The following is a 26617-nucleotide window of genomic DNA, read 5'->3' as shown; positions in this document are numbered from 1 at the left end:
ACCTAACGGTTTGAGATAAAAGGTGAAATGTCAGCCTTGCGGCAAAATCATGGCAGGGATCGAGCGGTGCCACATTTTTAATCACGGTAGGCCGGCATGACTTTCGTCCGGGCGCCTAGCCAACGTCGTCAGCACCCCGCGCGCAAGTAAACAATGCACGAAGTCGCGCGTCCCGAGGGACGCGCGATCTGATCACTAGAGAGTTGATTTCATGCCGGAATCTTGACCACAACCTCGGTCTGGTCACCAGCTTTTGGTGCGAAGGAGGTCGATTTTGTCTTCGAACCATTCACTTCGAGCGAGATCGTCTTGGTCTTTTTGTCGCGAATGACCTGGACCTTGATCTCGGCGCCCAGCATCTTGAGTGAAGCCTGGTAGCCATCCCAGTGGCTGGGCAGCTTCGGCCGGAATGTGATCTGCTTGCCGCGCCGTTCAATGCCTAGGATGCCTTCGACCGCCGCCCGATAAAGCCAGCCCGCCGAGCCGGTGTACCAGGTCCAGCCGCCGCGACCTCCCTTGTCGTCCCCGGCGTAGATATCAGCCGCCACTACGTAGGGCTCGACGCGGTAGTGCTCGGCCGAGGCCTCGTCGGACGCGTGGTTGACCGGGTTCAGCATCGAGAAGCAGCGATAGGCTTCATCGGTCTGCCTCATCTCGGCCAGCGCAATGACGAACCATGTCGCCGCGTGGGTGTACTGGCCGCCATTCTCGCGCACGCCAGGCGGATAGCTCTTGATGTAGCCGGGGTCCTTCTGCGTCTTCGAGAAGGGTGGCGTGAACAGTTTGACGATCTTGAGATGATCATCGACCAGCAGCTTAGTCGCCTGTTGCATCGCTGTCGTCGACCGCGCCGGGTCGCCCTCGCCCGACAGCACGCTCCAGGACTGTGCTATGGAGTCGATCTTGCACTCCTGCGATGTGCGCGACCCTAAAGGCGTACCGTCATCGAAACTGCCGCGCCGGTACCATTCGCCGTCCCATGCCGTGCTTTCAAGCGCCCGCTTCAGCGCGTCGGCATGTTTTGCCCAGGCCTGTGCGCGCTTGGTGTCGCCCTCGGTCTTGGCGACCGCGGCGAAGTCGCCCAGGGTCTTCAACAGGAACCACCCCAGCCACACGCTCTCGCCCTTGCCGTGTTCGCCGACACGGTTCATGCCGTCGTTCCAGTCGCCGCCAAGGATCAGCGGCAGGCCGGCTGGACTGCTGCGCTTGATGGCAAGGTCGAGCGCACGCGCGCAGTGGTCGTAGAGCGACACCGTCTTCTTCGAGATTTCAGGGGTGAAGAAGGCGTCGTGCTCGCCTTCACCCAGCTCCTGTCCGTCGAGGAAAGGCAGTTGCTCCTTCAGGATGGCGGCGTCGCCGGTTACCGTGAGATAGCGCGCCGTGGCGTGGGCGAGCCACACCACGTCGTCGGAGATCAAGGTACGCACGCCGGCGCCGGTGCGCGGCAGCCACCAATGCTGCACGTCCCCTTCCGGGAACTGCCGCCGCGCGGCGTTGAGGATCTGGTCGCGCGCCAGCGTCGGGTCATGCGCCAGCAAGGCGAGCGTGTCCTGCAACTGGTCGCGGAAGCCGAAGGCGCCGCTTGCCTGATAGAAGGCCGAGCGGGCGCGGATGCGGCAGGCAAGGCTCTGATAGGGCAGCCAGTGGTTGACCATGGCATCGAGTGCCTTGTCCGGCGTCTCCACCTGGATGGTGTCTAGGAAGGCGCGCCATTCGCGCTCATTGTCGGCAAGGCGCTGGTCGAAGTCCTTGCCCCGGTGCGTCTGCACCAACGCGCTCGCCTGCGCCGCGGAATCGGCATCGCCGAGCAGCCAGATAAGCGTGACGTCGGCGCCGGCCTGAATCTCGACGTCGCGAGCGATCGCCGCGCAAGGATCATCTCCGGCCTCGACGCGACCCGACAGGGCCGAACCGCTCAGCACCGCCTGTGGCAGCTCGCTGGACCCGTGCCGGCCGAGGAACTCGGCCCGGTCTGACGTCACCGAGTGGACGCCGGTGTCGGCGGCGAGGAAGGCCACCCGCTCGCTGAAATCGAGCCCGTAGGGATTTTGTGCCAGCAGCGCGCCGGTGGCCCCGTCGCGGGACGGCACTATGGTTGCCGCGGTGCGCGACCGATGCCCGCCAAGCACCCATTCGGCGTAAGCATAGACGCGCAGCCGAGCCGGTACCGGGCCGGAATTCTGGATGCGCAGCCGTGTGATCTTCACCGGATCGATTGGATCGACGACATGGGTCAGGTCCATCGACAACGGTCCGCGCTTCGAGCGGAAGGTCGAGAAGCCTTGGCCATGCCAGGCCTCGTAGGTCATCGCGGGATCGCGCACCATCGCTGCGAGCGGAGAGAACGCCTTGCCGCTGGCCTGGTCGTAAATATAGATGCCCTCGCCCGGTCGGTTGGACACCGGGTCGTTCGACCATGGCGTCAGCTGGTAATCGCGGCTGTTGCGGCTCCAGGTGAAGGCCGCCCCCTCGGCCGAGGTGTGGAAGCCGAACGAGGCGTTGGAGACGACGTTGATCCAGGGTTGCGGCGTCGTGCGCCGGCCGGCCAGGCGCACCACGTAGTGCCGACCATCGCCGTCGAAGCCACCGAAACCATTCCACAGGCTGAGGCCGGAGCCATCGGCGCTGACGTCGGCCACAGCCTGCGAGGCAAATGCATGCATCTGCGGTGCGAGCGCCGCGATTTCGCGCGAACTCGGCAATCCTGCCGGCTGCAGGCCATCGCGCGTCTGCAGCGCGGCCGCCTCGGCCCGTTCGATCTGGTCGAAGATGGTGCCATTGCGCGTATGCAGCACAACCCGGGCGACGGCGAGCAGCGTCTTGTAGGTGGTTTCCTCCATCAGGTCGCGACGGACCGCGAAAATGTGCTGGCGGGGTCCGAGTTCCTTGCCGCGCAAGCGGCTGTTTTCGCACAGCGTCTCGACCGCGCGCTGCAGATCCTGGACATAGGAGGAAGCCTGCTCGTTGACGACGACGAAGTCGATCATCATGCCGCGGGTGCGCATATATTCCTGGAAGCGCAACGCCTGGGCTACGATCTCGAGATCGGCAACGTCGCCGATCCTGACCAGGAAGATCGGGTAATCGCCCGAAATACTGGTCGGCCACAGGCTCGACTGCTTGCCCAGCCCGGAAGCGATGGACTCGGCCGGCAACCGGAGGAACGGGTCGGGATAGATCAGATAGCGCGCCAGTTTCTGCACATTGGCCGCGTCGGTCAGACTGAGGCCCATATGGCGGGTCTGCACCTGGCTCCGCGTCCAGGCAAGCATCGCCTGCCGGGCAAAGCTCTCCTGATGGTCGAGCCGGTTTATCGCCTCCTCCAGCTCAGCACGGTTGGCCCCGACGACAGTCCAGAAGGTCAGAGATACCTTCTTGTTGGCGGGCACGCGCACCTGACGACGCAGCGAGGCGATGGGATCGAGCGTGAAGCCGGAATGGCCGCCAAGCCTGGCGCCTGGATCGAAGGCGGCAGCATCGACGATGGTGCGGCCACGGCCGATGAAGGCGCGCCTGTCGGTCTCGGCCTCGGCATCACGCGCCGGTCCCGACGGATCGGTGACGAAATGCACCAGCGTTACATCGGGCTCGCTGGTTTCACGCTTGCGGCGCGTGGCGAAGATCGCGCCGTTGTTGGCGGCGATTTCCGTTTCCACGAACATTTTCGAGAAGGCCGGATGCGCGTTGTCGGAAGCTTCCGAACCCAGGACCAGTTCTGCAAAGGACGTCACCTCGATGTGACGGTCGGATGTGCTCTCGTTGTAGAGCGTGATGCGACGGCCTTCGCCATTGCCCTCGGAGATGACGATGCACTCCACTTCGGAGCGCAGCGTGCCCACCAGCTTCACGAAGCTCGCCTTGTCATCGGAAAACAGGGCCTGCGTCTTTTCCTCGGCCGCGCGCCTCGGTTCCGAAGTCGCGGACCACCAGTCGCCAGTGGCGGCATCGCGCAGGAATATGTAGGAGCCAAGCCGATCCTCGACCGGATCGGGCTGCCAGCGGGTGACGGAAAGATCGCCCCAGCGGCTGTAGCCGGAGCCGGTTGCGGTCACCATCACCGAATAGCGGCCATTCGACATCACATTGGTCGAACGAAGCGCCCGCGCGGGATCGAGCACGATGCGGGTGTCGGGGCTCTCGGTCTCGGTCTCGTCCTTGGAGCGCTCGTCCGCCTCGGTGCGGACGGTGGCGGTCGGAATGTCGCGAGGCGCCCTCTCCTGCAGCAGCAATTCGGCCGATTCAATGACCGGATCGCTATGGAAGCGATCGCGTAGGCGACCTTCGAAGATGGCGTCGGCGACGGCGGCGATGGACATGCCCGAATGGTGGGCATAGTAGTTCAGCACGACCGCGTGGTTGGTGCCTTCCGGTACGCGCTGCGGCGTGAAGTCGACTGCATCATAATAGCCATGACGGCCAAGCGCGCCGATCTCCCGCAGCCGGGCCAGATTCTGCACCGCTTCGCGCGGGTTGAACTGCGCCGCCATGATAGTCGCGTAAGGCGCAATCACCGTGTTCTGGCCGAGGCCGCGCTTTAGTCCCAGGCCGGGCACGCCGAAATTGGTATATTGATAGGTCAGTTCCCGGTCACGGGCGTTGTAGGCCGCTTCCGAAATACCCCACGGCACGTTCTTCTGGCGGCCATACTGCATCTGGCGCTTGATGATCAGCTTGCTCGTCTGGTTGAGGATCGAGCCTTGCGGTTCCTTCATCACCAGCGGCGGCATCAGATACTCGAACATCGAGCCGGACCACGACATCAGCGCGCCCTGGAAGCCGATCTCGACGATCGGGCGGCCAAGCCTGAACCAGTGTTCGGTCGGCAGATCGCCCTTGGCGATGGCGAACAGGCTGGTCAGCCGCGCCTCGGAGGCGAGAAGGTCGTAGCAGCTTTCGTCGAGCTGATGCTCCTCGACCCGGTAGCCGATAGACAAGAGCTTGCGCTCCGGCCGCATCAGGAAGGCAAACTCCATCTCGAAGGCGAAACGACGGGTGCGTTCGCGCAAGGTGAGCAGCTTGGCACGCAGAGCCTCGACGGCGTTTTCGTCGCTATGGGCGTCGTGGACGTGCGCCTCGCAGGTGGTTTCGAGCCTTGCCGTCCAGTCGACGATGACGTCGCTCTGCGGCGATGCGGCTTCGGTGTGAATGGCGGTGGCGAGCTTGCGGATTTCGCCGGCCAGCACGGCCAGGTTGATGGTGCGGATGGAGGCCATTTCCGGCTGCGCCTTGATCGTTTCGACGGCGCGCCGCATGCCGTCGAGGCGATCGACAAGGCGTTGGCGCAACGGCCGCAACTGACGGCGGTCGTCGGGCAGTTCATCGAGGCTTTCGCTCAGGATGGTCACCGTATCGAGGATGCCTTCGAAATCGCCCTGCAGGTGGACGGAAGGGGCTTCCGCCCATTCGGCGCAGGTAGCCGCCACCGCCACCAGGTGGCCGGCGAGATTGCCGCTGTCGACAGCCGAGATGTAGAGCGGATAGAGCGGCTTCAGCGTCGTGGTGTCGTACCAGTTGAAGAGATGGCCACGATGGCGCGGCATGCTCTCGATGGTGGTCATGGTGGCGTCGATGCGGGTGATGGCATCGGACAGGCTGATCCAGCCGAAATCGCGTGCCGAGACGACCGAGAGCAAGTAAACGCCGATGTTGGTCGGCGAGGTGCGCGGCGCGACGACTGGCGCGGGGCTCTCCTGGAAATTGTCCGGCGGCAGATTGTGATGCTCTGCCGTCACGAAGCTCTCGAAATAGTGCCAGGTACGGCGCGCCACGGTGCGCAGCGTGTGGATGTCGGCTTGCGAGATGCGCAGCCGGTCCTCGGTTTCCGCGGAGCGACTGATCCAACTGGCGATCGCCGGCGAGCCGATCCAGAACAAGGCAAAGAAGAACGCAACGAAGGCACCGGTGGAATCAGCCAGCACGGGAATGGCGAGGCCGACAAAGCCGATGATCACGGCGCCATACATCATGCCGTAATAGGAGCCGACATCGTTGTCGCCGGCTTTGTGCGCCTGCGAGGCGGTGCGCCATTCCAAGAGGTTTTGCCGGCTGACGAACAGCCGGTAGAGCGTGCGCACAATGGCATCGCCCATCATCCAGGCGTTATGTGCCATCAGTACGATCTTCAGCGCCACCATGGCGGTGCCGAAGGCGACGTCGCGCGCCAGAGCCGAGAAGTGGCCGCGCGGCGTCTGGTCGCCGCTTTTGGGCAGGATGGCGTTGACGATGTCGAAGGTCGGCGCCATGAACAGACTGAGGATCAACAATGCCTGCCACTGCGCGGCCTGCGTGAAGGGCAGCAAGGTCCAGCCGGCGATCGCCGCCATCACCCAGAAGATCGGCGTCAGCGAGCGGCGGAGATTGTCGACCATCTTCCAGCGCGACAGCGCCGGCACGCCGGAGCGCGGGTTGAAGATGTATCCCAAAAGCTGCCAGTCGCCGCGCGCCCAGCGATGGTGGCGCGAGGCATCGACCGAGTAGCGGGTCGGGTAATCCTCGACCAACTCGACGTCGGTGACCAGCGCGGCGCGTGCCAGCGCGCCTTCGAGCAGATCGTGGCTGAGAATGGTGTTTTCCTCGATGCGGCCCTGCAAGGCGGCCTCGAAGGCATCGACGTGATAGAGGCCCTTGCCGGTGAAAGACCCGTCGCTGAAGACGTCCTGATAGAGGTCCGAAACAGCGAAAACATAAGGATCAAGGCCGCGATTGGCCGAGAACACGCGCTGGAAGAACGAGGCTTCATCGCCGCTGGTGAGCGAAGCGGTGATGCGCGGCTGCAGGATGGTGTAGCCGGCGGTGACGACGCGCCTGGTGGCGTCGAAATGCGGCCGGTTGAGCGGATGGCATAGCTTGCCGACCAGGCTCGATACGGCATCACGGGTGGTGCGGGTATCGGCGTCGAGCGTCATCACATGGACGACTTTTTCAGGCAGCGGCACTTCGAGCGGCAGGAAGGTGGTATCGCTGTCGCCACGCAGCAACAGGTCGAGTTCGTGCAGTTTGCCGCGCTTGCGCTCCCAACCCATCCAGGACCCTTGAGCGGCATTGTAGAGCCGGCGGCGGTGCAGGATGTAGAAGCGCGGCGCGCCTTCGGAGGGATGGCGCGCATTGAGGCGGGCGATTTCGGCGCGGGCGAAGTCTAATATCTCGGTGTCGGCCGCCTCGATCTCGATCTTGCTGTCGGGCCAGTCCGAAAGCAGCGCGAAATGGATCTCGTCCGCCAGATTGGCAAGATAATGCACTTCGATGTTGCGGATGTTCTCCTCGACATCGTCACGCGAGCCGATCAGCGACGGCACGACCACCAGGGTGCGCGCCTCGGGCGGCACGCCGTGCCTGTAGTCATAGCCGATCAGGCGTGTCGGCTTGAGGAACAGCGAGACCACGGTGTTGAAGAAAGCGAGCGCGCCTTCGCTGGCCGGCACGGCAAACAGAGCCAGCATCAGCACGATCGACGGCACCGACAGGCCGAGATTGGAAAGGGCGTTGCCCGACAGGACGAGCAGCAGGACGGTCAGGGCGAAGACGGGCAGGACGATGCCAAGCCATCCGGTCTTGGCGAAGGTCCGCTTGACCATCTGGCTGATCGTTGGCCGATAACCGATCGTCTTTTCGAGTTCCAGCCGGCGCGGGCCAACGAGATAGAACCCGACATCGGTGTGGACGGCTGCAGCCTCGGCATCAACCCCTTCGCCGCTCTCCGGGACGGTTTCACTAACAGCATGGCCGGCCAGTTCGATGGCTTTTTCGGCGACACGGTACTCCGACAGATTCGAGCGGCGTGCCAGTTCCTCGATCGCGGTGCGGTATTGATCGCGCGAGAAGAAGTCGAGTGCCGCGAAATCAGTGCGCTCGCGCAGCACGGTATCGATGCGGCTGACGCCTTCGAACCACACCGTCCAGTCGACGTCGTTGATGAGGCGCAGGCCGCGGACGATGTTGCCGGTGGTCACATTGCCGCTGGACAACGTCTGGTGCTCGGAAATGATGATTTCCTCGGCATCCGAGCCGGTCTTCTCAAGTTCGCCTTCCAGCCACTCCAGCGCCTTGCCGGCATTCTGCGATCCGTCACGCAGGCGGTAGAGAAGCTGAGTGGCGAAGGTGGTGTCGTGTGCATGCGCGCTGAAATTGGTAAGGATCGCCTGCCGGTCCGGATTGTCGTCGGTCGCAAGCACCTTGTCGGCCACATCGTTGGCGATCTGGCGCATCTGGCGGGTGCGGTTGACCCTGACCGCCAGGCGGCGGAGGTTCTCGATGAGCACGAAGCGCAAAAGGGACGGCAGGGCCCAGAGTTCGCCGATTTTCAGCGGCTCGACCGACTGAAAACCCTGGACGATGGACTTGAACATGGTCGCCGAGACGGAACTGTCGGAATGCGCGACATAAGTCCAGGCCAGCGCCAATGCGCGCGGCACGGTGCCGCCATCGGGGAGTTTCAGCGTTGGCAATTGCCGGTAGAAGCGGCGCGGCAGGTCGCGTTTGACCTGGAAAATGGTTTCCTCGATCAGATAGTTGTTGTCGAGCAGCCACTGCGCGGCCGGCGTGATGGTTTCGCCCCTCCCCTGCGCGGCATTGGTCGACCGGTAGACTTCGAGGATCTTCTTGGCGCTGTCACGGATGCGGGCCTGGAAGTCGAACGGGATCAGGCCGAACAGATCCGTCAGATCGCCCTTGGCCAGGCTCTCGCCGAGCAGCCGGAGCCGTTCCTCCGGCAGGAATACCGATCGTATCGGCTCTTCCGTGATGGCCGGGAAGCTCGCGCTTGTCTTCTCGATCTGGGCTGGGTTCGTCTGAATATTCATTGAAAATTCCGTAAGCGGGCACTCAGCGGCGTCACCGCCACGGCAATGGCCCTAAAACCGGTTCAAATGCAATCGGTTGCATCAACCCCTATGCCGAAAGTTTGTTTCCGCACCACGACGGAGCGTCATCTTTCGACCGACTCAAAGACGAGCGCCCCTCGCTCCCGTCGGGACCGATCGACGGAGAGGATTCGGGCTTTTTCGTGATGCCACCGTCAGCTTACGCTATATTTCGCCGGCATCGCGATCATGTTTGGAAACAGGCGGTAACCGTTGGCGGTAAACGCGTCAGGCGGCCCCCCTTATGCGGACCACGAAAAGGGTCGCATCCGGGGCGGGCTCTACCCGCAAGACGGAAATATCCGGCCCGAGCAGCAGGGTGTCGAGCGGCCCGAGGCGGAGAGGAGCGTCGCCGGCGAAAATGGCATGGCCTCTGTGGCAAAGGATCAGGGTGGAACAGGCCTCGGTCGAGATTTCCACAGGCGCCGAAACCGGCAGGCGTTCGACTTGATGCAACACGCGGCCGCGGCGGGTCATGACGTTGAGATCGGTGATCGGGCCGGCGATCAGCGCGGCACTTGTCGGCTGGTCGGCTGGAAAGGAAAAAGGCTGGCAAGCCGCTGTCATCCGCTCGGGCGGAAGGCCGGCGACGTCAAGCACGATCCCCTCGCCTTCCAGCACGGACAGGGTGCGGTCGATGCCGGCAAAGCTGGAGAACGGCCCGCTCGTCTCGACCCGGGCCATCGAGACGCGCCATTCGAAATCGTCGAGCCCGGCGCCAGCGGGCGAGACGGCGATCTCGGTCGTCGTACCGCCGCCGTTTTTCCACGGCATGACGCGGTAATCGGTGGCACGCAGAATGCGCATGACGCCAGCGCTAGCCTAGAATGCCCGGTAGGTTGAGCTGGTGCTCCTTGGCGCATTCGATCGCGATGTCATAGCCGGCGTCGGCGTGGCGCATGACACCGGTCGCCGGATCGTTCCACAACACCCGTTCCAGGCGCCTTGCAGCATCCGGCGTGCCGTCGGCGACGATGACCATGCCGGCATGCTGCGAGAAACCCATGCCGACGCCGCCGCCATGATGCAGCGACACCCAGGTGGCGCCCGAAGCTGTGTTGAGCAACGCGTTGAGCAGCGGCCAATCGGACACGGCGTCCGAACCGTCCTTCATCGCTTCCGTCTCGCGGTTCGGCGAGGCGACCGAACCGGAATCGAGGTGATCGCGGCCGATGACAACGGGCGCCTTCAGTTCGCCCTTGGCCACCATCTCGTTGAAGGCGAGACCCAGCCTGTGCCGGTCGCCGAGGCCCACCCAGCAGATGCGCGCCGGCAACCCCTGAAAGGAAATCCGCTCGCGGGCCATGTCCAGCCAATTGTGCAGATGGGTGTTGCCGGGGGTGAGCTCGCGGACCTTTGCGTCCGTCTTGTAGATGTCCTCCGGATCGCCGGAGAGAGCTGCCCAGCGGAACGGGCCGATGCCGCGGCAAAAGAGCGGGCGGATATAGGCCGGCACGAAACCGGGGAAGACAAAGGCGTTTTCAAACCCTTCATCCTTGGCGATCTGGCGAATATTGTTGCCATAGTCGAGCGTCGGCACGCCGGCGTTCCAGAATGCGACCATCGCCTCGACATGTTCGCGCATGGAGGCGCGAGCCGCCTTCTCGACCGCCCTGGGGTCGCTGACACGCTTTTCGCGCCACTCGGCCATCGTCCAGCCCTTCGGCAGATAGCCGTTGATGGGGTCGTGGGCCGAGGTCTGGTCGGTGACCATGTCGGGGCGGATGCCGCGACGGTACATTTCGGGCACGATCTCGGCGGCGTTGCCTAGCAGGCCGACGGACTTCGCCTCCCCGGCCTTGGTCCAGCGCTCGATCATTTCCATGGCTTCGTCGAGCGTCTCGGCTCTCTCGTCGACATAGCGGGTGCGCAGGCGGAAATCGATCGAGTCGGGATTGCATTCGATCGCCAGGCAGCAGGCGCCTGCCATGACGGCGGCCAATGGCTGGGCGCCGCCCATGCCGCCGAGGCCGCCGGTCAGGATCCATTTTCCCTTGAGATTGCCGCCATAATGCTGGCGGCCGGCCTCGACGAAGGTCTCGTAGGTGCCCTGCACGATGCCTTGCGTGCCGATGTAGATCCAGGAGCCGGCCGTCATCTGGCCGTACATCATCAGGCCCTTTCTATCGAGCTCGTTGAATTTCTCCCAGGTCGCCCAGTGCGGCACCAGATTGGAGTTGGCGATGAGCACGCGCGGCGCGTCCGGGTGGGTGCGGAACACGCCGACCGGCTTGCCCGACTGCACCAGCAGCGTCTCGTCCTCGCCAAGCGTCTTCAGCGACGCAACGATTTGGTCGAAATCGTTCCAGGTCCGCGCCGCCCGGCCGATGCCGCCGTAGACGACCAGTTCGTTGGGGTTTTCGGCAACATCAGGGTCGAGGTTATTCATCAGCATGCGCAGCGGCGCTTCGGTGGTCCAATACCTGGCATTGAGCTTGTCGCCGCGCGGCGCGCGCACTTCGCGTATATTGTGACGGGGATTGTTCATCATTGTCCCTTTCGGACGAGGCGGCGCGTCAGCGCCCGGCCCAGTCAATGGCGATTTGAAGAATCCGCGTCAGCGTGGCGCGGATCGGTGCGGCGAACGCGGCGTCGTAGGGCACCGGCCAATTGTCCGGCGTGCCCTTCCCGTCGGGCTCGCGCATATAGCCACGATTGGAGAGTTCCATCTGCAGCGCGTGCACGCCCTGAAGCGGCTGGCCGAAATGGCGCGTGATCCAGCCGCCCTTGAAGCGTCCGTTGACGACAAAAGTCTCGCCGGTTTCGGCCATGATCTGGTTGACCATCGCCTGCAAGGTCGGATCGGCGCTCTTGCCGTCATTCGTGCCGAGATTGAACACCGGCAGCGTGCCTTCGAACAAGCGTGGCAGCACCGAGCGGATCGAATGGCAGTCGTAGAGGACAATCTTGCCATGCAAGGTGCGCAACCTGTCGATCTCGGCCTGCAAGGCGGCGTGATAGGGCGCAAAGAACTTCTGCCGGCGCTCGTCGATCTCCGACGGCCCCGGCTCTTCGCCGTCGCGGTAGAGCGGGTCGCCGTCGAAGGTTTCGGTCGGGCACAGGCCGGTGGTTGCCTGGCCGGGATAGAGCGAGGCGCCGGATGGATCGCGGTTGACGTCGATGACGGTGCGCGAGATCGCGGTGTGCACGACAGTGGCGCCGAGACCGGCGGCGAAATCATAGAGATTGTCGATCCACCAGTCGCAATCACGACGGCCGAGCCAAGGCGAGACCAGCCGGTTTTCGAGGCCGGCGAGGTCGATACCGGTGTGCGGGATCGACACCAGCAGCGGCGCCGTGCCGCGCGTGACCGTGAGCCAGGGGCTGGCCGTCATCACGCCGCTCCGGCGATCGAGGGCAGTGCCACCGCGCTCGCGACTTTCACAGCCGCACCACTGCGCACCATGGCAATCGCCTTTTCCATGTCGGGATGGAAATGCCGGTCGTTATCGAGATGCGGCACCTCGGCGCGCACCAGCTTGCGCACGGCTTCCAGTGCTGCGCTCGACGCCAGCGGCTGATGGAAATCGCAGCCTTGGGCGGCGGCCAGCAATTCGATGCCGATCACCGCGGTTGCATTCTCGACCATGCCGATCAGGCGGCGTGCGCCATGCGCGGCCATCGAGACGTGGTCTTCCTGGTTGGCCGAGGTCGGGATGGAATCGACGCTGGCCGGATAGGCTTTTTGCTTATTTTCCGAGACAAGCGCGGCCGCCGTAACCTGCGGGATCATGAAGCCGGAGTTCAGACCGGGCTTAGGCGTCAGGAAAGCGGGCATGCCTGACAGCGCGGGATCGACCAGCATGGCGATGCGGCGTTCCGACAGCGAGCCGATCTCGCAGACGGCGAGCGCGATCATGTCGGCGGCGAACGCCACCGGCTCGGCGTGGAAATTGCCGCCGGACAGAGCAGTATCGTCTTCTGCGAAGATCAGCGGGTTGTCGGTGACGCCATTGGCCTCGGTTTCAAGCGTATCGGCGGCCTTGCGCAGGACATCGAGTGCGGCGCCCATCACTTGCGGCTGGCAACGCAGGCAATAGGGATCCTGCACGCGCTCATCGCCGACCCGGTGCGACTCGCGGATCGCGCTACCGGCCATCAAATTGCGCAGCGCGTCCGCGGTCTCGATCTGGCCACGGTGCTTTCTCAACAGATGAATGCGCGGGTCGAACGGCGCGTCGGAACCCTTGGCCGCGTCGGTCGAAAGCGCGCCGGCGACAAGCGCCGACTGGTAGAGCACCTCGGCATCGAACAAAGCGGCCAGTGCATAGGCCGTCGAAAACTGCGTGCCGTTGAGCAGCGCCAGACCTTCCTTGGCGCCCAATGTCACGGGCTCCAGCCCATGCGAGACGAACGCGACCTTGGCCGGGAAACGGCCATGCGGAGTAAAGCATTCGCCGACGCCGATCATCACCGCCGTCATGTGCGACAGCGGGGCAAGGTCGCCGGAGGCGCCGACGGACCCTTGCGCCGGCACGACGGGGATCACGTCGTTGACCAGCATCGCTTCAAGCAACTCGATGGTCCGCGAGCGCACGCCGGAGGCGCCCTGCGCGAGGCTCGCAAGTTTCAGCGCCATCATCAGCCGGGCAACGGCAACGGGCATCGGCTCGCCCACGCCCGCGGCATGCGAAAGCACGATGTTGCGCTGCAGCGTCTCGAGATCCTCGGCGGGGATGCGCACGCTGGCCAGCTTGCCGAAACCGGTGTTGATGCCATAGACCGGCTCACCCTTGGCAACGATCCTGGCGACGGCCTCGGCGCTCGCCTTGATTTTCGGACGGCAGGCATCGTCCAGTTTCGGCACGGCGCCACGGTATATGGCGCGCCAGTCGGCCAGCTTCGCATTGCCGGGCTTCAGGGTCAGTTCGGTCATTGTCCTCTCCAGATGCGGGCATGCAGCGGGTTGAAGCCCATGCGGTAGACGAGTTCGGCGGGGCGCTCGATGTCCCAGATCGCCAGATCGGCGGATTTGCCCGATACCAGCGTGCCGGTCTCGCCGAGCAGCCCCAGCGCACGGGCGGCTTCGCGGGTGACGCCGGCAAGACATTCGTCGACCGTCATGCCGAACAGGGTGGCCGCCATGTTCATGGTCAGAAGCAGCGAGGTCAGCGGCGATGTGCCGGGATTGTTGTCGGTGGCAACAGCCATTCTGACGCCATGCTGGCGAAACAGGCCGATCGGCGGCTTCTTGGTCTCGCGGATGAAGTAGTAGGCGCCGGGCAGGATGGTCGCCACGGTCCCCGCCTTGGCCATCGCCACCGCGCCTGCCTCGTCGGTATATTCGAGATGGTCGGCCGACAACGCGCCATAGCGGGCGGCAAGTTCAGCGCCATGCAGATTGGACAGCTGGTCGGCGTGGAGTTTGACGGGCAAGCCAGCCGCCTGGGCCACATCGAAGACGCGCGCCATCTGTTCCGGCGAAAAGGCGATGCCTTCACAGAACCCATCGACGGCATCGGCCAAGCCTTCCTCGACGACGCCGGGAAGGATCGTTTTGGCGACGAGATCGATGAAGGCATCCTTGTCGCCCTTGGCTTCGGGCGGCAGCGCGTGGGCTGCGAGACATGTGGTGCGAACCGTCACCGGGCGTTCATTGCCCAGCTGTCGCGCGGCGCGCAGCGATTTCTTCTCGTTTTCGAGGTCGAGGCCATAGCCCGACTTTACTTCCACGGTGGTTACGCCCTCGGCAATCAGCGCGTCGAGGCGCGGCAGCGTCTGGGCAACCAGGTCGCCCTCACTGGCAGCACGCAAGGATTTGACCGACGAGACGATACCGCCGCCGGCCCTGGCGACTTCCTCATAGGTGGCGCCGGCCAGCCGCATCTCGAATTCGTTGGCGCGGTTGCCAGCGTGGATCAGGTGGGTGTGGCAGTCGATCAGGCCGGGCGTAATCCAGCGGCCCTCGCAATCGATGATCTCGCCTTGGGCAAAAGCCGAGGACATCTCGGATTGCGGACCGGCATAAACAATGCGGCCGTCGCGCGCGGCCAGCGCACCATGCTCGACGATCCCCAATCCGGCACGATTTCCAGCCATGGTCGCCAGACGCGCATTGCGCCACAGGCGAACCCTCCCCGCCCGGTTTTTGCTCTCTACGGCCATGATCTTTTCCGTTTCAATCGGTGGCGATTATGTATATACATATTGAAACGCACTGCAAGTGCCATCATCGCATACGAGACCGGAAAGCGGAGAGAAAAGTGACCGATATCTTTGCGGCACAGGCGCTTCTTCCCGACGGCTGGCACGACAATGTGCGGATCACCTTAGCCAATGGGCGCATTACGGCCGTAGAGCCTGAAGCCGCCGCCTTGCCCGGTGATGAACGCCATTCCATTCTGCTGCCAGGCATGCCCAATCTGCACAGCCACGCCTTCCAGCGCGGCATGGCCGGCCTTGCCGAGTTGCGCGGCCCCTCCGCCGACAGTTTCTGGAGCTGGCGCGAGGTGATGTACCGCTTCGCGCTGTCGATGACTCCCGACCAGGTCGAGGCGGTGGCGGCGCAGCTCTATGTCGAAATGCTGGAGGCCGGTTTTTCCCGCGTCGGCGAATTTCATTATCTGCACCATGATCGCGATGGACAACCCTATGCCAACCCAGCCGAGATGGCCGAGCGCATCGCTGCCGCGGCTGGTGAAACAGGGATCGGCCTGACGCTGCTGCCGGTGTTCTACGCCCACTCCTCTTTCGGCGGCGCGGCTCCAAATGAGGGCCAGCGCCGATTCATCAACGATGTGAATCGGTTCGCCCGGCTCGTGGAGAAAAGCCGTGAATCGGTTCGCGCGCTGAATCAAGCTGTCGTCGGGGTCGCGCCGCACAGTCTGCGCGCCGCGACGCCCGAAGAACTGATCGAAGTCGCCGCCATGGCGCCAAACGGACCGATCCACATCCACGTCGCCGAACAGGTCAGGGAAGTCGAGGATTGCCTTGCCTGGTCCGGCGCGCGTCCGGTCGAATTTCTGCTTGGGGCTGCCGCTGTCGACCAGCGTTGGTGTCTGATTCACGCCACCCATATGACGGATGCCGAGACCATCGGCATGGCGAAGACCGGCGCCATTGCCGGCCTTTGCCCGATCACGGAGGCCAATCTGGGCGACGGCACCTTTGCCGCGCCATTGTTCAGGGAGCATGGCGGCCGCTTCGGCGTCGGCTCCGATTCCAATGTGCTGATCGGCCTGCCCGACGAATTGCGCCAGCTGGAATATTCGCAGCGCGTCGCGCACCGCGCCCGCAATGTGCTTTCGGTAGCCGGCGGCTCAACGGGCCGCGCCCTGTTCGACGCAGCGCTAGACGGCGGCGGCGTCGCCCTAGGTGCCGGCGCCTCGCAAATCGCAACTGGGGCATCCGCCGATCTCGTCTCGCTGGACGGCAAAAACCCTTCGCTGGCCGGCAAGACAGGCGACGCGATCCTCGATGCCTGGATCTTTGCCAATGGCAGCAAGGTCGATTGCGTCTGGGTGCATGGCAAGAAACAGGTCAGCGCTGGCAGACACGCCAGGCGCGGGGCTATCGCCGAACGGTTTCGCAGCGTGATGACTGCGCTTTCCGAGGGTTAACCCAGATGAGCATGGCTGAACCGACGGAGATAGACGACAACGAGACGGTCTCGTTGCATCAACGCATCCTGTCCGGTATCCGGGAAAAAATCCTGTCCGGCACCTGGGCGCCCGGCCACCGTATCCCGTTCGAACATGAGCTGACCGCCGAATACAAATGCTCACGCATGACGGTGAACAAGGCTCTGTCGCAGTTGGCCAAGGCAGGTTTGATTGAACGCCGCCGCCGGTCTGGCAGCTTTGTCCGTCAGCCGCAATCGCAAGCGGCGGTGCTGGAGCTTCACGACATCAGGATCGAGGTCGAGGCGCTCGGCCTGCCCTACCGCTACGAACGACTGGAACGCCTGAGGCGGCGCAGCAACGTGGAGGACAGGGCTTTGCTCGGACTGTCCGCCGCAGGGTCGGTACTGGCGGTCGAAGGCCTTCATTTTGCCGGCGAACGGCCATTCGCACTCGAGCGACGTCTGATCAATCTTTCGGCGGTTGCGGAAGCCGGCGACGAAGAGTTTCTGGAAATCGCGGCGGGTCCATGGCTGATCGGCCGCGTGCCGTGGAGCGAGGCCGAACATCGGATACGCGCCATGGCCGCCGATGAGACTATCGGTGACGAGCTCGATATCGATCCTGGCGCGCCCTGCCTGGTCGTGGAGCGTCGCACTTGGAGCGCGGAGCACCCGGTTACCCACGTGCGCTTCATCTATCCGGCGGAAAGCCACACGCTGGTGGCAAGGTTCACGCCGTCGCAGGGGTAAGCCGATCTCCCGCTTGGGGAAGATCGGCACCTGCAGCGGCTTTACAGCGCAGCCGTAATAATAATCTCGACCAGATATTCGGGACCGGCGAGCTTTGCCTCGCCGGTCGCGCGAGCGGGTGTGTGGCCCTGCGGCACCCACTTGTCCCATTCGGAATTCATCTCGGCGAAGGTGCCCATGTCGGCCAGCCAGATGATCGCCTGGACGATCTTGGTCTTGTCGGTGCCGGCCTTGGCCAACAATTCGTCGATGGTCGCGAGAATGTCGCGGGTCTGCGCGGCGACGTTGCCGCCGGGCTCGCCGACCTGGCCGGCCAGATAGACGGTGTTGCCGTGGATGACGATCTGGCTCATGCGCGGGCCAACATCGATGCGACGAATGCTCATTGCGAGGTTCCTTCGTTTGAGGGTTGCGCCTGTTTAGAGTCGGCGCGGGCTTCGGGCAAGGCCGCCGGGGCCAAATCTCCTTGGACCAGCACGGAAGAAACTCACGGCAAATTGAGCCGCCGGGTCGCAAATCAACCGGATTGGCTTGTTGACTAATGTAATAACATCACATATCCAACGGCCACTATCGCGGCCAGGCTCGACTTCCAACGGAACGATATGACCCAGACCTGCCTAACCTTCCGTGACTTGACGCTGGGCTACAACAGCCATCCCGCGATCCATCACCTCGATGGCACGATCCGAAAGGGTTCGCTGACGGCCGTCGTCGGGGCCAACGGCTCCGGAAAATCGACGCTGATGAAGGGTATTGTCGGCGTGCTGAAGCCAATGGCCGGCGAGGTTATCCGCGCATCGGGCGTGCGGGCAGCTTATCTGCCGCAGCAGTCGGAACTCGATCGCTCCTTTCCCGCCCGCGTCGTCGATCTGGTCTCGCTTGGCCTGTGGCCGAAGCGCGGCATGCTCGGCCGCTATACCAGGGAAGATCGCGAAGCCGTCAGCCAGGCATTGATGGCCGTCGGCCTCGGCGGCTTCGAGAAGCGGCCGATCGACACCCTGTCGGGCGGCCAGCTGCAGCGCACGCTGTTTGCCCGCGTGCTGTTGCAGGATGCCGACCTGATCCTGCTCGACGAGCCCTTCAACGCGGTCGACGCCAAGACGGTCGGTGACCTCATTGCCCTGATCAATCGCTGGCATGGCGAAGAGCGCACCATCATGGTGGTGGTCCATGATCTGGATCTGGTGCGCCAGAATTTTCCCGAAACACTGCTGCTTGCCCGCCAGCCGGTTGCCTGGGGCGATACCCGGGAGACGCTGAAGCCGGAGAACCTGCTGCGCGCGCGCCGCTTCCACGAAGCCTGGGAAGAGAACGCCCCCTGGTGCGAGCCTGACGAGCACGCTCATGGCCATGATCATGGCCACGATCACGACCATCACCATGGCGCCGGACCGAGGGCCGCCTGATGGACGCGCTCTACGGTCTTTTCATTGCTCCCTTCGCCGATTTCGGGTTCATGCAGCGGGCGCTGTTCGGCTCGCTGATGCTGTCGCTCGGCGCCTGCCCCATCGGCGTCTTCCTGATGCTACGACGCATGAGCCTGTCGGGTGACGCCATGGCGCATGCCATCCTGCCAGGAGCGGCGGCCGGATTCCTGTTCTATGGCCTTGAGATCCTGCCGATGACCATTGGCGGCCTGATCGCCGGCGTCATCGTCGCGCTCGGCGCTGGCGCTGTCTCGCGCTTCACCATCCAGCGCGAGGACGCCTCGATGGCCGCCTTCTATCTGATTTCGCTCGCCATCGGAGTGCTGATGGTATCGATCCGCGGCTCCAGCGTCGATCTCATGCATGTGCTGTTCGGCACGGTGCTGGCGCTCAACAACGAGGCATTGATGCTGATTGGCGGCATCGTCGCGGTGACGTTGGCCAGCCTGGCCATCTTCTGGCGGGCGCTGGTCGCCGAGTGCCTCGACCCGCTGTTCCTGCGTTCGGTCAGCCGCATGGGCAGCCCGGTGCATTTCATCTTCCTCGGCCTCGTCGTGCTCAACCTCGTCGGCGGCTTCCAGGCGCTCGGCACTTTGCTGTCCGTCGGATTGATGATGCTGCCCGCGGCAGCCGCGCAATTCTGGACCGCACGCGTCGAGCCGATGTGCGTGCTGGCGGTGCTGATCGGCTTTGCCTCCTGCATTGCCGGATTGCTCTTGTCCTATCACGCGTCGTTGCCATCCGGCCCGGCCATCATCCTGTCGGCCGGTGTCATCTATTTCGCCTCGATCCTGTTTGGCACGCGCGGCATTCTGCGCGGTCGCATCATCCATCACCGTCACAGAACGGCCTGATCCGCCTCACCCTCTGGAAGGAACCCCGCTTATGCTGAAAACGGTCCGCGCCGCCCTGACATTGAGCGTTATAACATTAACCGCCTTTGGCGCATCATCGGCCTTCGCGGCGCCGCTGAAGGTGGTCGCCAGCTTTACGGTCATTGCCGACTTTGCCAAAAACGTCGGCGGCGACCGTGTCGCGATCACCACGATCGTCGGGCCGGATGGCGACGCTCATGTCTATGAGCCAAGCCCTGCCGACGCGGTCGCCATGGCCAAGGCCGACATCGTGCTGGTCAACGGCCTGCATTTCGAAGGTTTCCTGCAGCGGCTGGTCGATGCCAGCGCCACCAAGGCCTCGATCGTCACGCTGACCAAGGGTGTGACGCCGATCGACTTCAAGGCTGAATTCGCCGATGCCGACGCGGCCGATGGCGCCGGCACCGGCAGCGGCAAGACGGTCACTGACCCGCACGCCTTCCAGTCGATCGCCAATGCCAGGATTTATGTGAAGAACATCGCCGAATCTTTCTGCGCGGCCGACAGCGACGGCTGCGTCAGCTACCAGACCAACGCCGCCGCCTACACCAAGAAGCTTGACGCGCTGGAAGGCGAAGTGAGGACGGCGATCCAGTCGATCCCCGAGGCAAAGCGCGTCGTCATCACCTCGCATGACGCCTTTGGCTATTTCGAGCACGAGTACGGCCTGATCTTCCTCGCCCCGCAAGGTATCTCGACCGATTCCGAGCCGTCGGCCGCCGATGTCGCCAAGTTGGTCGAGCAGGTCAAGCAGGACAGGGCCGCGGCCATCTTCGTCGAGAACATCACCAACCCTCGCCTGATCGAGCAGATTGCCAGCGAGACCGGCATCAAGGTCGGCGGCACGCTTTACTCGGACGCGCTGTCGCAGCCCGACGGCCCCGGCTCGACCTATATCGACATGATGCACAACAACATCCGCCAGATCAAAGGCGCCATTCTCGGCAGCTGAGTTTGATCCGCGGCCAGCCGGGCCGTATCGGCCCGGTTGGATTTTCTGGCGCGCGATGTCTATTTGGCAGAGAATTCCTTCGATGCGGATTGCCGCCCCCCTCCCGGAGTGGCAAGACTGCCGTCAAAGAGATCGCGAGGATACGAGCCATGGAATACCGCCAGATCAGCGAAGACTATTCGGTCTCGGGCCAGATCCAGCCCGAGGACGTTGCCGCCATCAAGGAAGCCGGCTTCAAGAGCGTGATCTGCAACCGGCCTGATGATGAGCAGCCGGGACAGCCTTCGGCGGACACGCTCAAGGCCGCGGTCGAGGCCGCCGGCCTCGCCTTCCGCTACATTCCGGTGATCAGCGGCCAGATCACGCGAGAGAATGTCGACGACCAGGCCGAGGCACTCGACGAGCTCGACGGCCCGGTGTTCGCCTATTGCCGCTCCGGCGCCCGCTGTACCAATCTGTACGGGCTGATCCAGCAGTCGAAGGATTAAATCGGCAGCGCGCCGGTCTCCTTCAGCGTCTCCAGCACGATCGCCGTCTTCACATGCTGCACGGATTCGTGCGGCAGGAGCACGCCGTTGACGAATTCCGACAGCGATTTGAGGTCTGGGGTTACGACCTTCAGGATGTAGTCCATCTCGCCGGTCAGCGCATGGGCCTCCTGCACCTCGGGCAGCCGCGCCACCAATTCCCCGAAGCGGCGCGCATTGTCGCGGTTGTGGGTGGCCAGTGTCACCGAGATGACGTTGACCAGCGAGAAACCGAGCTTGTCGCGGTCGAGCACCGCACGATAGCCCCTGATGTAGCCGTCCTCCTCCAACCGCTGGCGGCGGCGCGAGCATTGCGAGGCAGAGAGGTTTACCCGCTCGGAGAGATCGTTGTTAGTGAGCCGCGCGTCGCCTTGCAAAAGCGCCATTATCTTGCGGTCGAACTGATCAATGCGCGTCTGATCCATGGTTTTATCTCTCGTCATGCACGGTTCCCGCATCAGATCACCATTTCAAGCGTTTGAATGCAAGCACCGTGCGTGGGCTCCGCGCTATTATGATGGTCTTTTCAGGCCGAGCAGCATCCGGAGGATATCATGGGTCCTTTCCCGCACGACGCACCGCCCGCCACGATCAGCAAGGACAACCCCGCCGGCACCGACGGTTTCGAGTTCGTCGAATTCGCGCATCCGGAGCCGCAGAAGCTGGCCGAACTGTTCACCCGCATGGGTTATGTCGCGGTAGCAAGGCATCGCACCAAGGACATCACCGTCTGGCGCCAGGGCGACATCAATTATGTCGTCAATGCCGAGCCCGGCTCGCATGCGATGAAATTCGTCGACAAGCACGGCCCCTGTGCTGCCTCGATGGCCTGGCGGGTGGTCGATGCCAAGCATGCTTTCGAGCATGCCGTCTCGAAGGGCGCCACGCCTTACGAAGGCGGCGACAAGGCGCTCGACGTGCCTGCTATCGTCGGCATCGGCGGCTCGCTGCTCTATTTCATCGACAGCTATGGCAAGAAGGGCTCGGCCTATGACGCCGAATTCGAGTGGCTCGGCGAACGCGACCCCAAGCCGCAAGGCGTCGGCTTCTATTTCCTCGATCACCTGACCCACAACGTTTATCGCGGCCAGATGGACAAATGGTGGGATTTCTACCGCAATCTGTTCGGTTTCAAGCAGATCCATTTCTTCGACATCGACGGCAAGATCACGGGCCTGGTCAGCCGGGCGATCACCTCGCCCTGCGGCAAGATCCGCATTCCACTCAATGAGTCCAAGGACGAGACCAGCCAGATCGCCGAATATCTGAAGAAGTACAATGGCGAAGGCATCCAGCACATCGCGGTGGGAACCGACGAGATCTACGCCGCCACCGACAAGCTCGCGGAGAATGGGCTGAAATTCATGCCCGGCCCGCCCGAGACCTACTACGACATGTCGTATGATCGCGTGAACGGCCATGACGAGCCGATCGAGCGGATGAAGAAGCACGGCATCCTGATCGACGGCGAAGGTGTGGTCGACGGCGGCATGACCAAGATTCTATTGCAGATCTTTTCGAAGACCGTGATCGGGCCGATCTTCTTCGAGTTCATCCAGCGCAAGGGCGACGAAGGCTTTGGCGAAGGCAATTTCCGCGCGCTGTTCGAATCGATCGAGCAGGACCAGATCAAGCGCGGCGTGATCAAGGTTCAGGCCGCGGAATAGACAGACCTTCGCCAAGATTTCTTGCAGCCAGGCCCCTTATGACCAAAATCTGGTCATAAGGGGCCTGGCAATGAGCATCCGATGGCGAAAGCACACGCGCGTATCAAAGGCCTGACGTTGGTCGCCGCTGATCGTCTTTTTCAGCCTATGATGTTGCGTTGGTCTGATCGTCCAACCGTAGCCGCTCGACTTCCACTCTCCTCAGCTTCAAATCATAGTCGAGCAGGAACTCGTCGAGTTGCGGTGGCGCCACCGAGGTGCCGGACAGCATCGCATGCACCTGGCCGCGATGGTGGATGTCGTGCAGGAAGACGTGCGCCAAGATATCGCCGATCTTTTCCGGGATCATGCCGTCTTCACGCCGGTCGGTGACGACGCGGCGGTCGAGATCGGCCTCTGACAGGCCATCGCAGAAGGCGATCAGCCGCCGATCGGCCGCAAGCTGAGCCAGGTAAAGCTCCGGCGCGGCATCGAAAGGTACGAAGTCATCGTAGGCAGCCGCACCGACGCCGCCGTCTTCGAGAAAATCGAGATAGAGATGATCGACCGCGAGGACATGGTTGAGCGTTGCCTTGATCGACGGGAAAAAGCTGGTGCGCTCGGCCTCGAATTCACCGGGCTTCAGCGCAAGCACGGCGCGATAGAGCCGGTCGTTCGACCAGAGATTGTTCCCCGCCATGCGACGCAGATGATCCAGCAGGTCCATCACTCAAACCTCTCATTTTGCCTACCGCTGGTATTTCTCGACCTTCTGCTCGATGGCCCCGAAGATCGAATGCCCTGATCTGTCCTTCATCTCGATGCGCACGGTGTCGCCGAAGCGCAAGAAAGGTGTCTTGGGCTCGCCTGACACAATGGTCTCTATCATGCGCAGTTCGGCGATGCAGGAATAACCGGCTCCGCCCGCAGAGACCGGCTTGCCCGGGCCGCCGTCGAGTTTGTTGGACACCGTACCCGAGCCGATGATGGCGCCTGATACCAGCGGCCTTGTGCGGGCGGCGTGAGCAATCAGCGCCGGAAAATCGAAGGTCATGTCGACACCGGCATCGGCGCGGCCGAACGGCTTGCCGTTGATGTCGGCAAGCAGCGGCAGATTGACCTTGCCGCCGTCCCAGGCATCGCCCAGCTCATCCGGCGTCACCGCGACCGGAGAGAAGGCGGAGGACGGTTTCGACTGGAAGAAGCCGAATCCCTTAGCGAGTTCCGGCCCGGTCAGCGCGCGCAGCGTGACATCGTTGACCAGCATCACCAGCCGGATCGCGGCGCGCGCCTCGTCGAGGCTGGCGCCCATCGGCACATCGTCGACGATGACGGAGATCTCGGCTTCCATGTCGATGCCGAAGGCCTCATCCGCTAGACGGATCGGATCGCGCGGGGCAACGAAGGAGTCCGAGCCGCCCTGGTAGATCAGCGGGTCGGTCCAGAAGCTTGCCGGCATCTCGACGCCGCGCGCCTTCCGCACCAGTTCGACATGGTTCACATAGGCCGAGCCGTCGGCCCATTGATAGGCGCGCGGCAGCGGTGAATGCGCGTCATGCTCGTGAAAACGGGCCGCCGGCATCGCATTGTTCTCCAGCGATTCCGCTATGGTCGCGAGATGCGGCGAGATCCTGCGCCAGTCGTCGAGTGCGGCCTGCAGCGTGCGCGCCAGGAACGAGGCGTCGGTGTATTGCGTCAGGTCGCGCGAAACGACGACGAGCTTTCCATCGCGTGTTCCGTCCTTCAGCGTGGCAAGCTTCATGCGGTTCCCTCTCCTGATGCGGCCTTGGCGCCGCTTAACTCCACAACAAGGCCGTCGCGAGCGATCGTCAAGTCGCCGGCCCATGTTTTCCTGACCGCGGCGATCCAGTCGAGCTCGCCGATCTCGGCATCGTCGGCTGGAATGAGGTGGTTGAGCACCAATCTTTTGATGCCGGCATCGCGGGCGATACGGCCTGCCTCCTCGGCAAAGCTGTGACTGGAGAGCAGATGTTCCCTGAGCCGCGCGCCATTGCCGGTCCTGGCAACCAGCCGCTCGATGCCTTCTTCCAGCATGGCTTCGTGGACGAGAATGTCAGCCCCTTCGGCGAAATGCGCCAGCGGCGGAAAGAAGGCCGTATCGGCGGAAAACACCACGCTTTTGCCGCCATGCTCGAAGCGCAGGGCAAAACAGTCGGTCACCGGCGGATGGTCGACGCGCAGCGCCGTGACCGTCAGTCCGCGCTGCTCGACCACATGCCCTTGGCCGAATTCGTCGACAGAGACCAACTCGCGAATATCGGGGCGGCCCTCGTCGGCGATGCGGATCTCGATGTCGAATTCCATGGCCTGACAAAAGCGCCGCCAGTAGTGGCCAACCCCAGGCGGCCCGAACACCGTGACCGGCGTCGCCAATCCGGCCGTCCAGGCGGTGTGGATCAGCGGCCCGAGTTCCAGCACATGGTCGGAATGCAGATGCGTGATGAAGATCAGGTCGAGCACCTTCAGGCTGACCCCGGCATCGACCAGACCGCGCGTCACGCCAAGCCCGCAATCGACGACGACGGCTCGCCCACCAATCTCGAGCAGCGACGAACTCGGCCACGGCCCGCGGGGCCGCAGTGCCGGACCGCCTTTCGACCCGAGCAGCACAAGCCGGTCCGGCATTGGTTTGCCGATCAAGACCAGTCGCCCTCGGGCGTGCCATTGAAGCGCTTCTTCAGGTCGGCCCAGCAATCGATGTAGTTGTCCTGCCGGGTTTCGAGTTCGGCGCCGTAGCGGGTCAGCATCTGCGGAAAACGGGTCTCGAACATGAAGGCCATGGTATTGTCGAGCTTGACCGGTTTCAGCTCCGCGCGCGAGGCCTTTTCGAAGCCAGGCGCATCCGGACCATGGGCCAGCATCAGATTGTGCAGGCTGATGCCGCCGGGGACGAAACCCTCCTCCTTGGCGTCGTACTGGCCGTGGATCAGACCCATGAACTCACTCATGATGTTTCGGTGGTACCAGGGCGGCCGGAACGTATCCTCGGCCACCAGCCAGCGCGGCGGGAAGAGGACGAAGTCGATGTTGGCGGTGCCTTCCTCGCCGCTCGGCGCCGTCAGCACGGTGAAGATCGACGGGTCAGGATGATCGAACAGCAGCGCGCCGACCGGCGAAAAGGTCGCCAGATCATATTTATAGGGCGCGTAGTTGCCGTGCCAGGCAACGACGTCGAGCGGCGAATGGCCGATCTCGGTGACATGGAAATTGCCGCACCATTTCACGATCAGCCGGCACGGCGTTTCCTTCTCCTCGAACCAGGCGCAAGGCGTCTTGAAGTCGCGCGGATTGGCCAGGCAATTGGCGCCGATCGGGCCGCGGTCGGGCAGAGTCAGCTTGGCGCCATAATTTTCGCAGACATAGCCGCGCACTTCGGCGTCGGCCAGTTCGACCTTGAAGACGAGGCCGCGTGGCAGCACGGCGATCTCGCCGGGCCGAAGCTCGATGACGCCCACCTCGGTGACGAAGCGCAAGCTGCCCACCTGGGGCACGACCAGCAACTCGCCGTCGGCATTGAAGAAATGATCGTCGACCATCGACGTATTGGCGACATAGACATGGGCAGCCATGCCGGTCTGGCCAAGTACGTCGCCGGCCGTGGTGATGCTGCGCATACCCTTGATGAAGTCGGTCGGCTCCTTCGGCATCGGCACCGGATTCCAGCGGTACTGGCCAAGCGCCAGCTCGTGGTCGCCGACATTGGGCGCGGTCTTCCACAGGGGATAACTCGCCGCCTTGAACCTGCCCGTGTGCTTGACGCTCGCCCGGATCCGGTAGAGCCAGGAGCGCTCATTGGTGCCGCGCGGAGCGGTGAAGGGCGAGCCTGAAAGCTGCTCGGCGTAGAGGCCGTAGGCCGGCCGTTGCGGCGAGTTTCGTCCCTGCGGCAGCGAACCGGGCAGGGTCTCGGTTTCGAAGTCGTTGCCGAAACCCGGCATGTAGGAAAAGGCCATTGCTTCCTCCCGGATTGACCAAATTGGTTTCATTTGTAACCATCGAA

The 26617-nt window shown here is 63.4% G+C and carries 19 protein-coding genes; 7 read left to right on the top strand and 12 right to left on the bottom strand.

Going from position 1 to position 26617, the window contains the following annotated elements; translation table 11 throughout:
- Positions 1-209: 209 nt before the first annotated feature.
- The 6 genes from AC3CB8_RS17435 to hutI form a co-directional block, all read right to left on the bottom strand.
- Positions 210-8798, bottom strand: coding sequence for a glycoside hydrolase family 94 protein (locus tag AC3CB8_RS17435; RefSeq protein ID WP_352595608.1), 8589 nt, complete (start codon positions 8796-8798; stop codon positions 210-212).
- A gap of 288 nt (positions 8799-9086) precedes the next feature.
- Positions 9087-9665, bottom strand: coding sequence for a HutD/Ves family protein (locus AC3CB8_RS17430; RefSeq protein ID WP_352563058.1), 579 nt, complete (start codon positions 9663-9665; stop codon positions 9087-9089).
- Positions 9666-9675: 10 nt separating this feature from the next.
- Positions 9676-11349 carry a urocanate hydratase gene (gene hutU, locus AC3CB8_RS17425; RefSeq protein ID WP_352563057.1) on the bottom strand — a complete coding sequence of 558 codons (1674 nt, stop codon included), beginning with the start codon at positions 11347-11349 and terminating at the stop codon, positions 9676-9678.
- Positions 11350-11374: 25 nt separating this feature from the next.
- A complete protein-coding gene (gene hutG, locus AC3CB8_RS17420) occupies positions 11375-12193 on the bottom strand; it encodes an N-formylglutamate deformylase (RefSeq protein WP_023773341.1) in 819 nt (272 codons plus the stop codon).
- Positions 12193-13734 carry a histidine ammonia-lyase gene (gene hutH, locus AC3CB8_RS17415; RefSeq protein WP_352563056.1) on the bottom strand — a complete coding sequence of 514 codons (1542 nt, stop codon included), beginning with the start codon at positions 13732-13734 and terminating at the stop codon, positions 12193-12195. Before hutH ends, hutG begins: the two co-directional genes overlap by 1 nt.
- Complete coding sequence (hutI, locus tag AC3CB8_RS17410) at positions 13731-14963, bottom strand: imidazolonepropionase (RefSeq protein WP_023783013.1); 1233 nt, start codon at positions 14961-14963, stop codon at positions 13731-13733. Before hutI ends, hutH begins: the two co-directional genes overlap by 4 nt.
- Positions 14964-15061: 98 nt before the next feature.
- Here hutI and AC3CB8_RS17405 point away from each other — a divergent pair, with 98 nt between their 5' ends.
- Both AC3CB8_RS17405 and hutC read left to right on the top strand, forming a co-directional pair.
- Positions 15062-16417, top strand: coding sequence for a formimidoylglutamate deiminase (locus AC3CB8_RS17405; RefSeq protein WP_023783012.1), 1356 nt, complete (start codon positions 15062-15064; stop codon positions 16415-16417).
- Between the two features lie 5 nt (positions 16418-16422).
- Positions 16423-17169, top strand: a complete 747-nt coding sequence (gene hutC / locus AC3CB8_RS17400; RefSeq protein ID WP_023773345.1) for a histidine utilization transcriptional repressor HutC — start codon at positions 16423-16425, stop codon at positions 17167-17169.
- A gap of 41 nt (positions 17170-17210) precedes the next feature.
- Here the strand turns inward: hutC and AC3CB8_RS17395 are convergent, their stop codons facing one another.
- A complete protein-coding gene (locus AC3CB8_RS17395; protein WP_023773346.1) occupies positions 17211-17555 on the bottom strand; it encodes a RidA family protein in 345 nt (114 codons plus the stop codon).
- 219 nt (positions 17556-17774) lie between these two features.
- Between AC3CB8_RS17395 and aztA the strand changes: the two genes are divergently transcribed.
- The 4 genes from aztA to AC3CB8_RS17375 all read left to right on the top strand — a co-directional run bounded on the left by aztA (position 17775) and on the right by AC3CB8_RS17375 (position 20914).
- On the top strand, positions 17775-18578 hold the full coding sequence (aztA, locus tag AC3CB8_RS17390; protein ID WP_023783011.1) for a zinc ABC transporter ATP-binding protein AztA: 804 nt from the start codon (positions 17775-17777) through the stop codon (positions 18576-18578).
- On the top strand, positions 18578-19453 hold the full coding sequence (gene aztB / locus AC3CB8_RS17385; protein WP_488377328.1) for a zinc ABC transporter permease AztB: 876 nt from the start codon (positions 18578-18580) through the stop codon (positions 19451-19453). The genes aztA and aztB overlap by 1 nt, the downstream gene beginning before the upstream one ends.
- A 31-nt stretch (positions 19454-19484) precedes the next feature.
- Positions 19485-20426: a zinc ABC transporter substrate-binding protein AztC gene (gene aztC / locus AC3CB8_RS17380; RefSeq protein WP_023783009.1), complete on the top strand. Its 942-nt coding sequence runs from the start codon at positions 19485-19487 to the stop codon at positions 20424-20426.
- A gap of 149 nt (positions 20427-20575) precedes the next feature.
- Positions 20576-20914, top strand: a complete 339-nt coding sequence (locus AC3CB8_RS17375; protein ID WP_023783008.1) for a protein tyrosine phosphatase family protein — start codon at positions 20576-20578, stop codon at positions 20912-20914.
- On the opposite strand, the gene AC3CB8_RS17370 is transcribed toward AC3CB8_RS17375, so the two are convergent.
- Positions 20911-21378: an Lrp/AsnC family transcriptional regulator gene (locus AC3CB8_RS17370; protein WP_023773351.1), complete on the bottom strand. Its 468-nt coding sequence runs from the start codon at positions 21376-21378 to the stop codon at positions 20911-20913. The genes AC3CB8_RS17375 and AC3CB8_RS17370 overlap by 4 nt on opposite strands.
- 129 nt (positions 21379-21507) lie before the next feature.
- Between AC3CB8_RS17370 and hppD the strand changes: the two genes are divergently transcribed.
- Positions 21508-22620, top strand: a complete 1113-nt coding sequence (gene hppD / locus AC3CB8_RS17365) for a 4-hydroxyphenylpyruvate dioxygenase (RefSeq protein WP_023783007.1) — start codon at positions 21508-21510, stop codon at positions 22618-22620.
- A 145-nt stretch (positions 22621-22765) separates the two neighbouring features.
- On the opposite strand, the gene AC3CB8_RS17360 is transcribed toward hppD, so the two are convergent.
- From AC3CB8_RS17360 to hmgA, 4 genes are read right to left on the bottom strand one after another with little or no spacing between them, the layout of a single operon-like run.
- A complete protein-coding gene (locus AC3CB8_RS17360; RefSeq protein ID WP_023783006.1) occupies positions 22766-23326 on the bottom strand; it encodes a DinB family protein in 561 nt (186 codons plus the stop codon).
- 21 nt (positions 23327-23347) lie between these two features.
- On the bottom strand, positions 23348-24361 hold the full coding sequence (locus AC3CB8_RS17355) for a fumarylacetoacetate hydrolase family protein (RefSeq protein ID WP_023783005.1): 1014 nt from the start codon (positions 24359-24361) through the stop codon (positions 23348-23350).
- Positions 24358-25245: an MBL fold metallo-hydrolase gene (locus AC3CB8_RS17350; RefSeq protein WP_023783004.1), complete on the bottom strand. Its 888-nt coding sequence runs from the start codon at positions 25243-25245 to the stop codon at positions 24358-24360. Before AC3CB8_RS17350 ends, AC3CB8_RS17355 begins: the two co-directional genes overlap by 4 nt.
- Before the next feature lie 11 nt (positions 25246-25256).
- A complete protein-coding gene (gene hmgA, locus AC3CB8_RS17345; RefSeq protein ID WP_352726506.1) occupies positions 25257-26570 on the bottom strand; it encodes a homogentisate 1,2-dioxygenase in 1314 nt (437 codons plus the stop codon).
- Positions 26571-26617 lie beyond the last annotated feature (47 nt).

Source organism: Mesorhizobium sp. P160927 (genome assembly GCF_057766385.1).
The sequence above is the reverse complement of the archived record's forward strand: the minus strand, read 5'-3'. Positions and strand labels throughout refer to the sequence as shown.

Bases quoted from the DNA above. Each gene is read 5' to 3' on its own strand.
- AC3CB8_RS17435 (WP_352595608.1), bottom strand. From the start codon at position 8,798: ATGAATATTCAGACGAACCCAGCCCAGATCGAGAAGACAAGCGCGAGC.
- AC3CB8_RS17430 (WP_352563058.1), bottom strand. From the start codon at position 9,665: ATGCGCATTCTGCGTGCCACCGATTACCGCGTCATGCCGTGGAAAAAC.
- hutU (WP_352563057.1), bottom strand. From the start codon at position 11,349: ATGATGAACAATCCCCGTCACAATATACGCGAAGTGCGCGCGCCGCGC.
- hutG (WP_023773341.1), bottom strand. From the start codon at position 12,193: ATGACGGCCAGCCCCTGGCTCACGGTCACGCGCGGCACGGCGCCGCTG.
- hutH (WP_352563056.1), bottom strand. From the start codon at position 13,734: ATGACCGAACTGACCCTGAAGCCCGGCAATGCGAAGCTGGCCGACTGG.
- hutI (WP_023783013.1), bottom strand. From the start codon at position 14,963: ATGGCCGTAGAGAGCAAAAACCGGGCGGGGAGGGTTCGCCTGTGGCGC.
- hutC (WP_023773345.1), top strand. From the start codon at position 16,423: ATGAGCATGGCTGAACCGACGGAGATAGACGACAACGAGACGGTCTCG.
- AC3CB8_RS17395 (WP_023773346.1), bottom strand. From the start codon at position 17,555: ATGAGCATTCGTCGCATCGATGTTGGCCCGCGCATGAGCCAGATCGTC.
- aztA (WP_023783011.1), top strand. From the start codon at position 17,775: ATGACCCAGACCTGCCTAACCTTCCGTGACTTGACGCTGGGCTACAAC.
- aztB (WP_488377328.1), top strand. From the start codon at position 18,578: ATGGACGCGCTCTACGGTCTTTTCATTGCTCCCTTCGCCGATTTCGGG.
- aztC (WP_023783009.1), top strand. From the start codon at position 19,485: ATGCTGAAAACGGTCCGCGCCGCCCTGACATTGAGCGTTATAACATTA.
- AC3CB8_RS17375 (WP_023783008.1), top strand. From the start codon at position 20,576: ATGGAATACCGCCAGATCAGCGAAGACTATTCGGTCTCGGGCCAGATC.
- AC3CB8_RS17370 (WP_023773351.1), bottom strand. From the start codon at position 21,378: ATGGATCAGACGCGCATTGATCAGTTCGACCGCAAGATAATGGCGCTT.
- hppD (WP_023783007.1), top strand. From the start codon at position 21,508: ATGGGTCCTTTCCCGCACGACGCACCGCCCGCCACGATCAGCAAGGAC.
- AC3CB8_RS17360 (WP_023783006.1), bottom strand. From the start codon at position 23,326: ATGGACCTGCTGGATCATCTGCGTCGCATGGCGGGGAACAATCTCTGG.
- AC3CB8_RS17355 (WP_023783005.1), bottom strand. From the start codon at position 24,361: ATGAAGCTTGCCACGCTGAAGGACGGAACACGCGATGGAAAGCTCGTC.
- AC3CB8_RS17350 (WP_023783004.1), bottom strand. From the start codon at position 25,245: ATGCCGGACCGGCTTGTGCTGCTCGGGTCGAAAGGCGGTCCGGCACTG.
- hmgA (WP_352726506.1), bottom strand. From the start codon at position 26,570: ATGGCCTTTTCCTACATGCCGGGTTTCGGCAACGACTTCGAAACCGAG.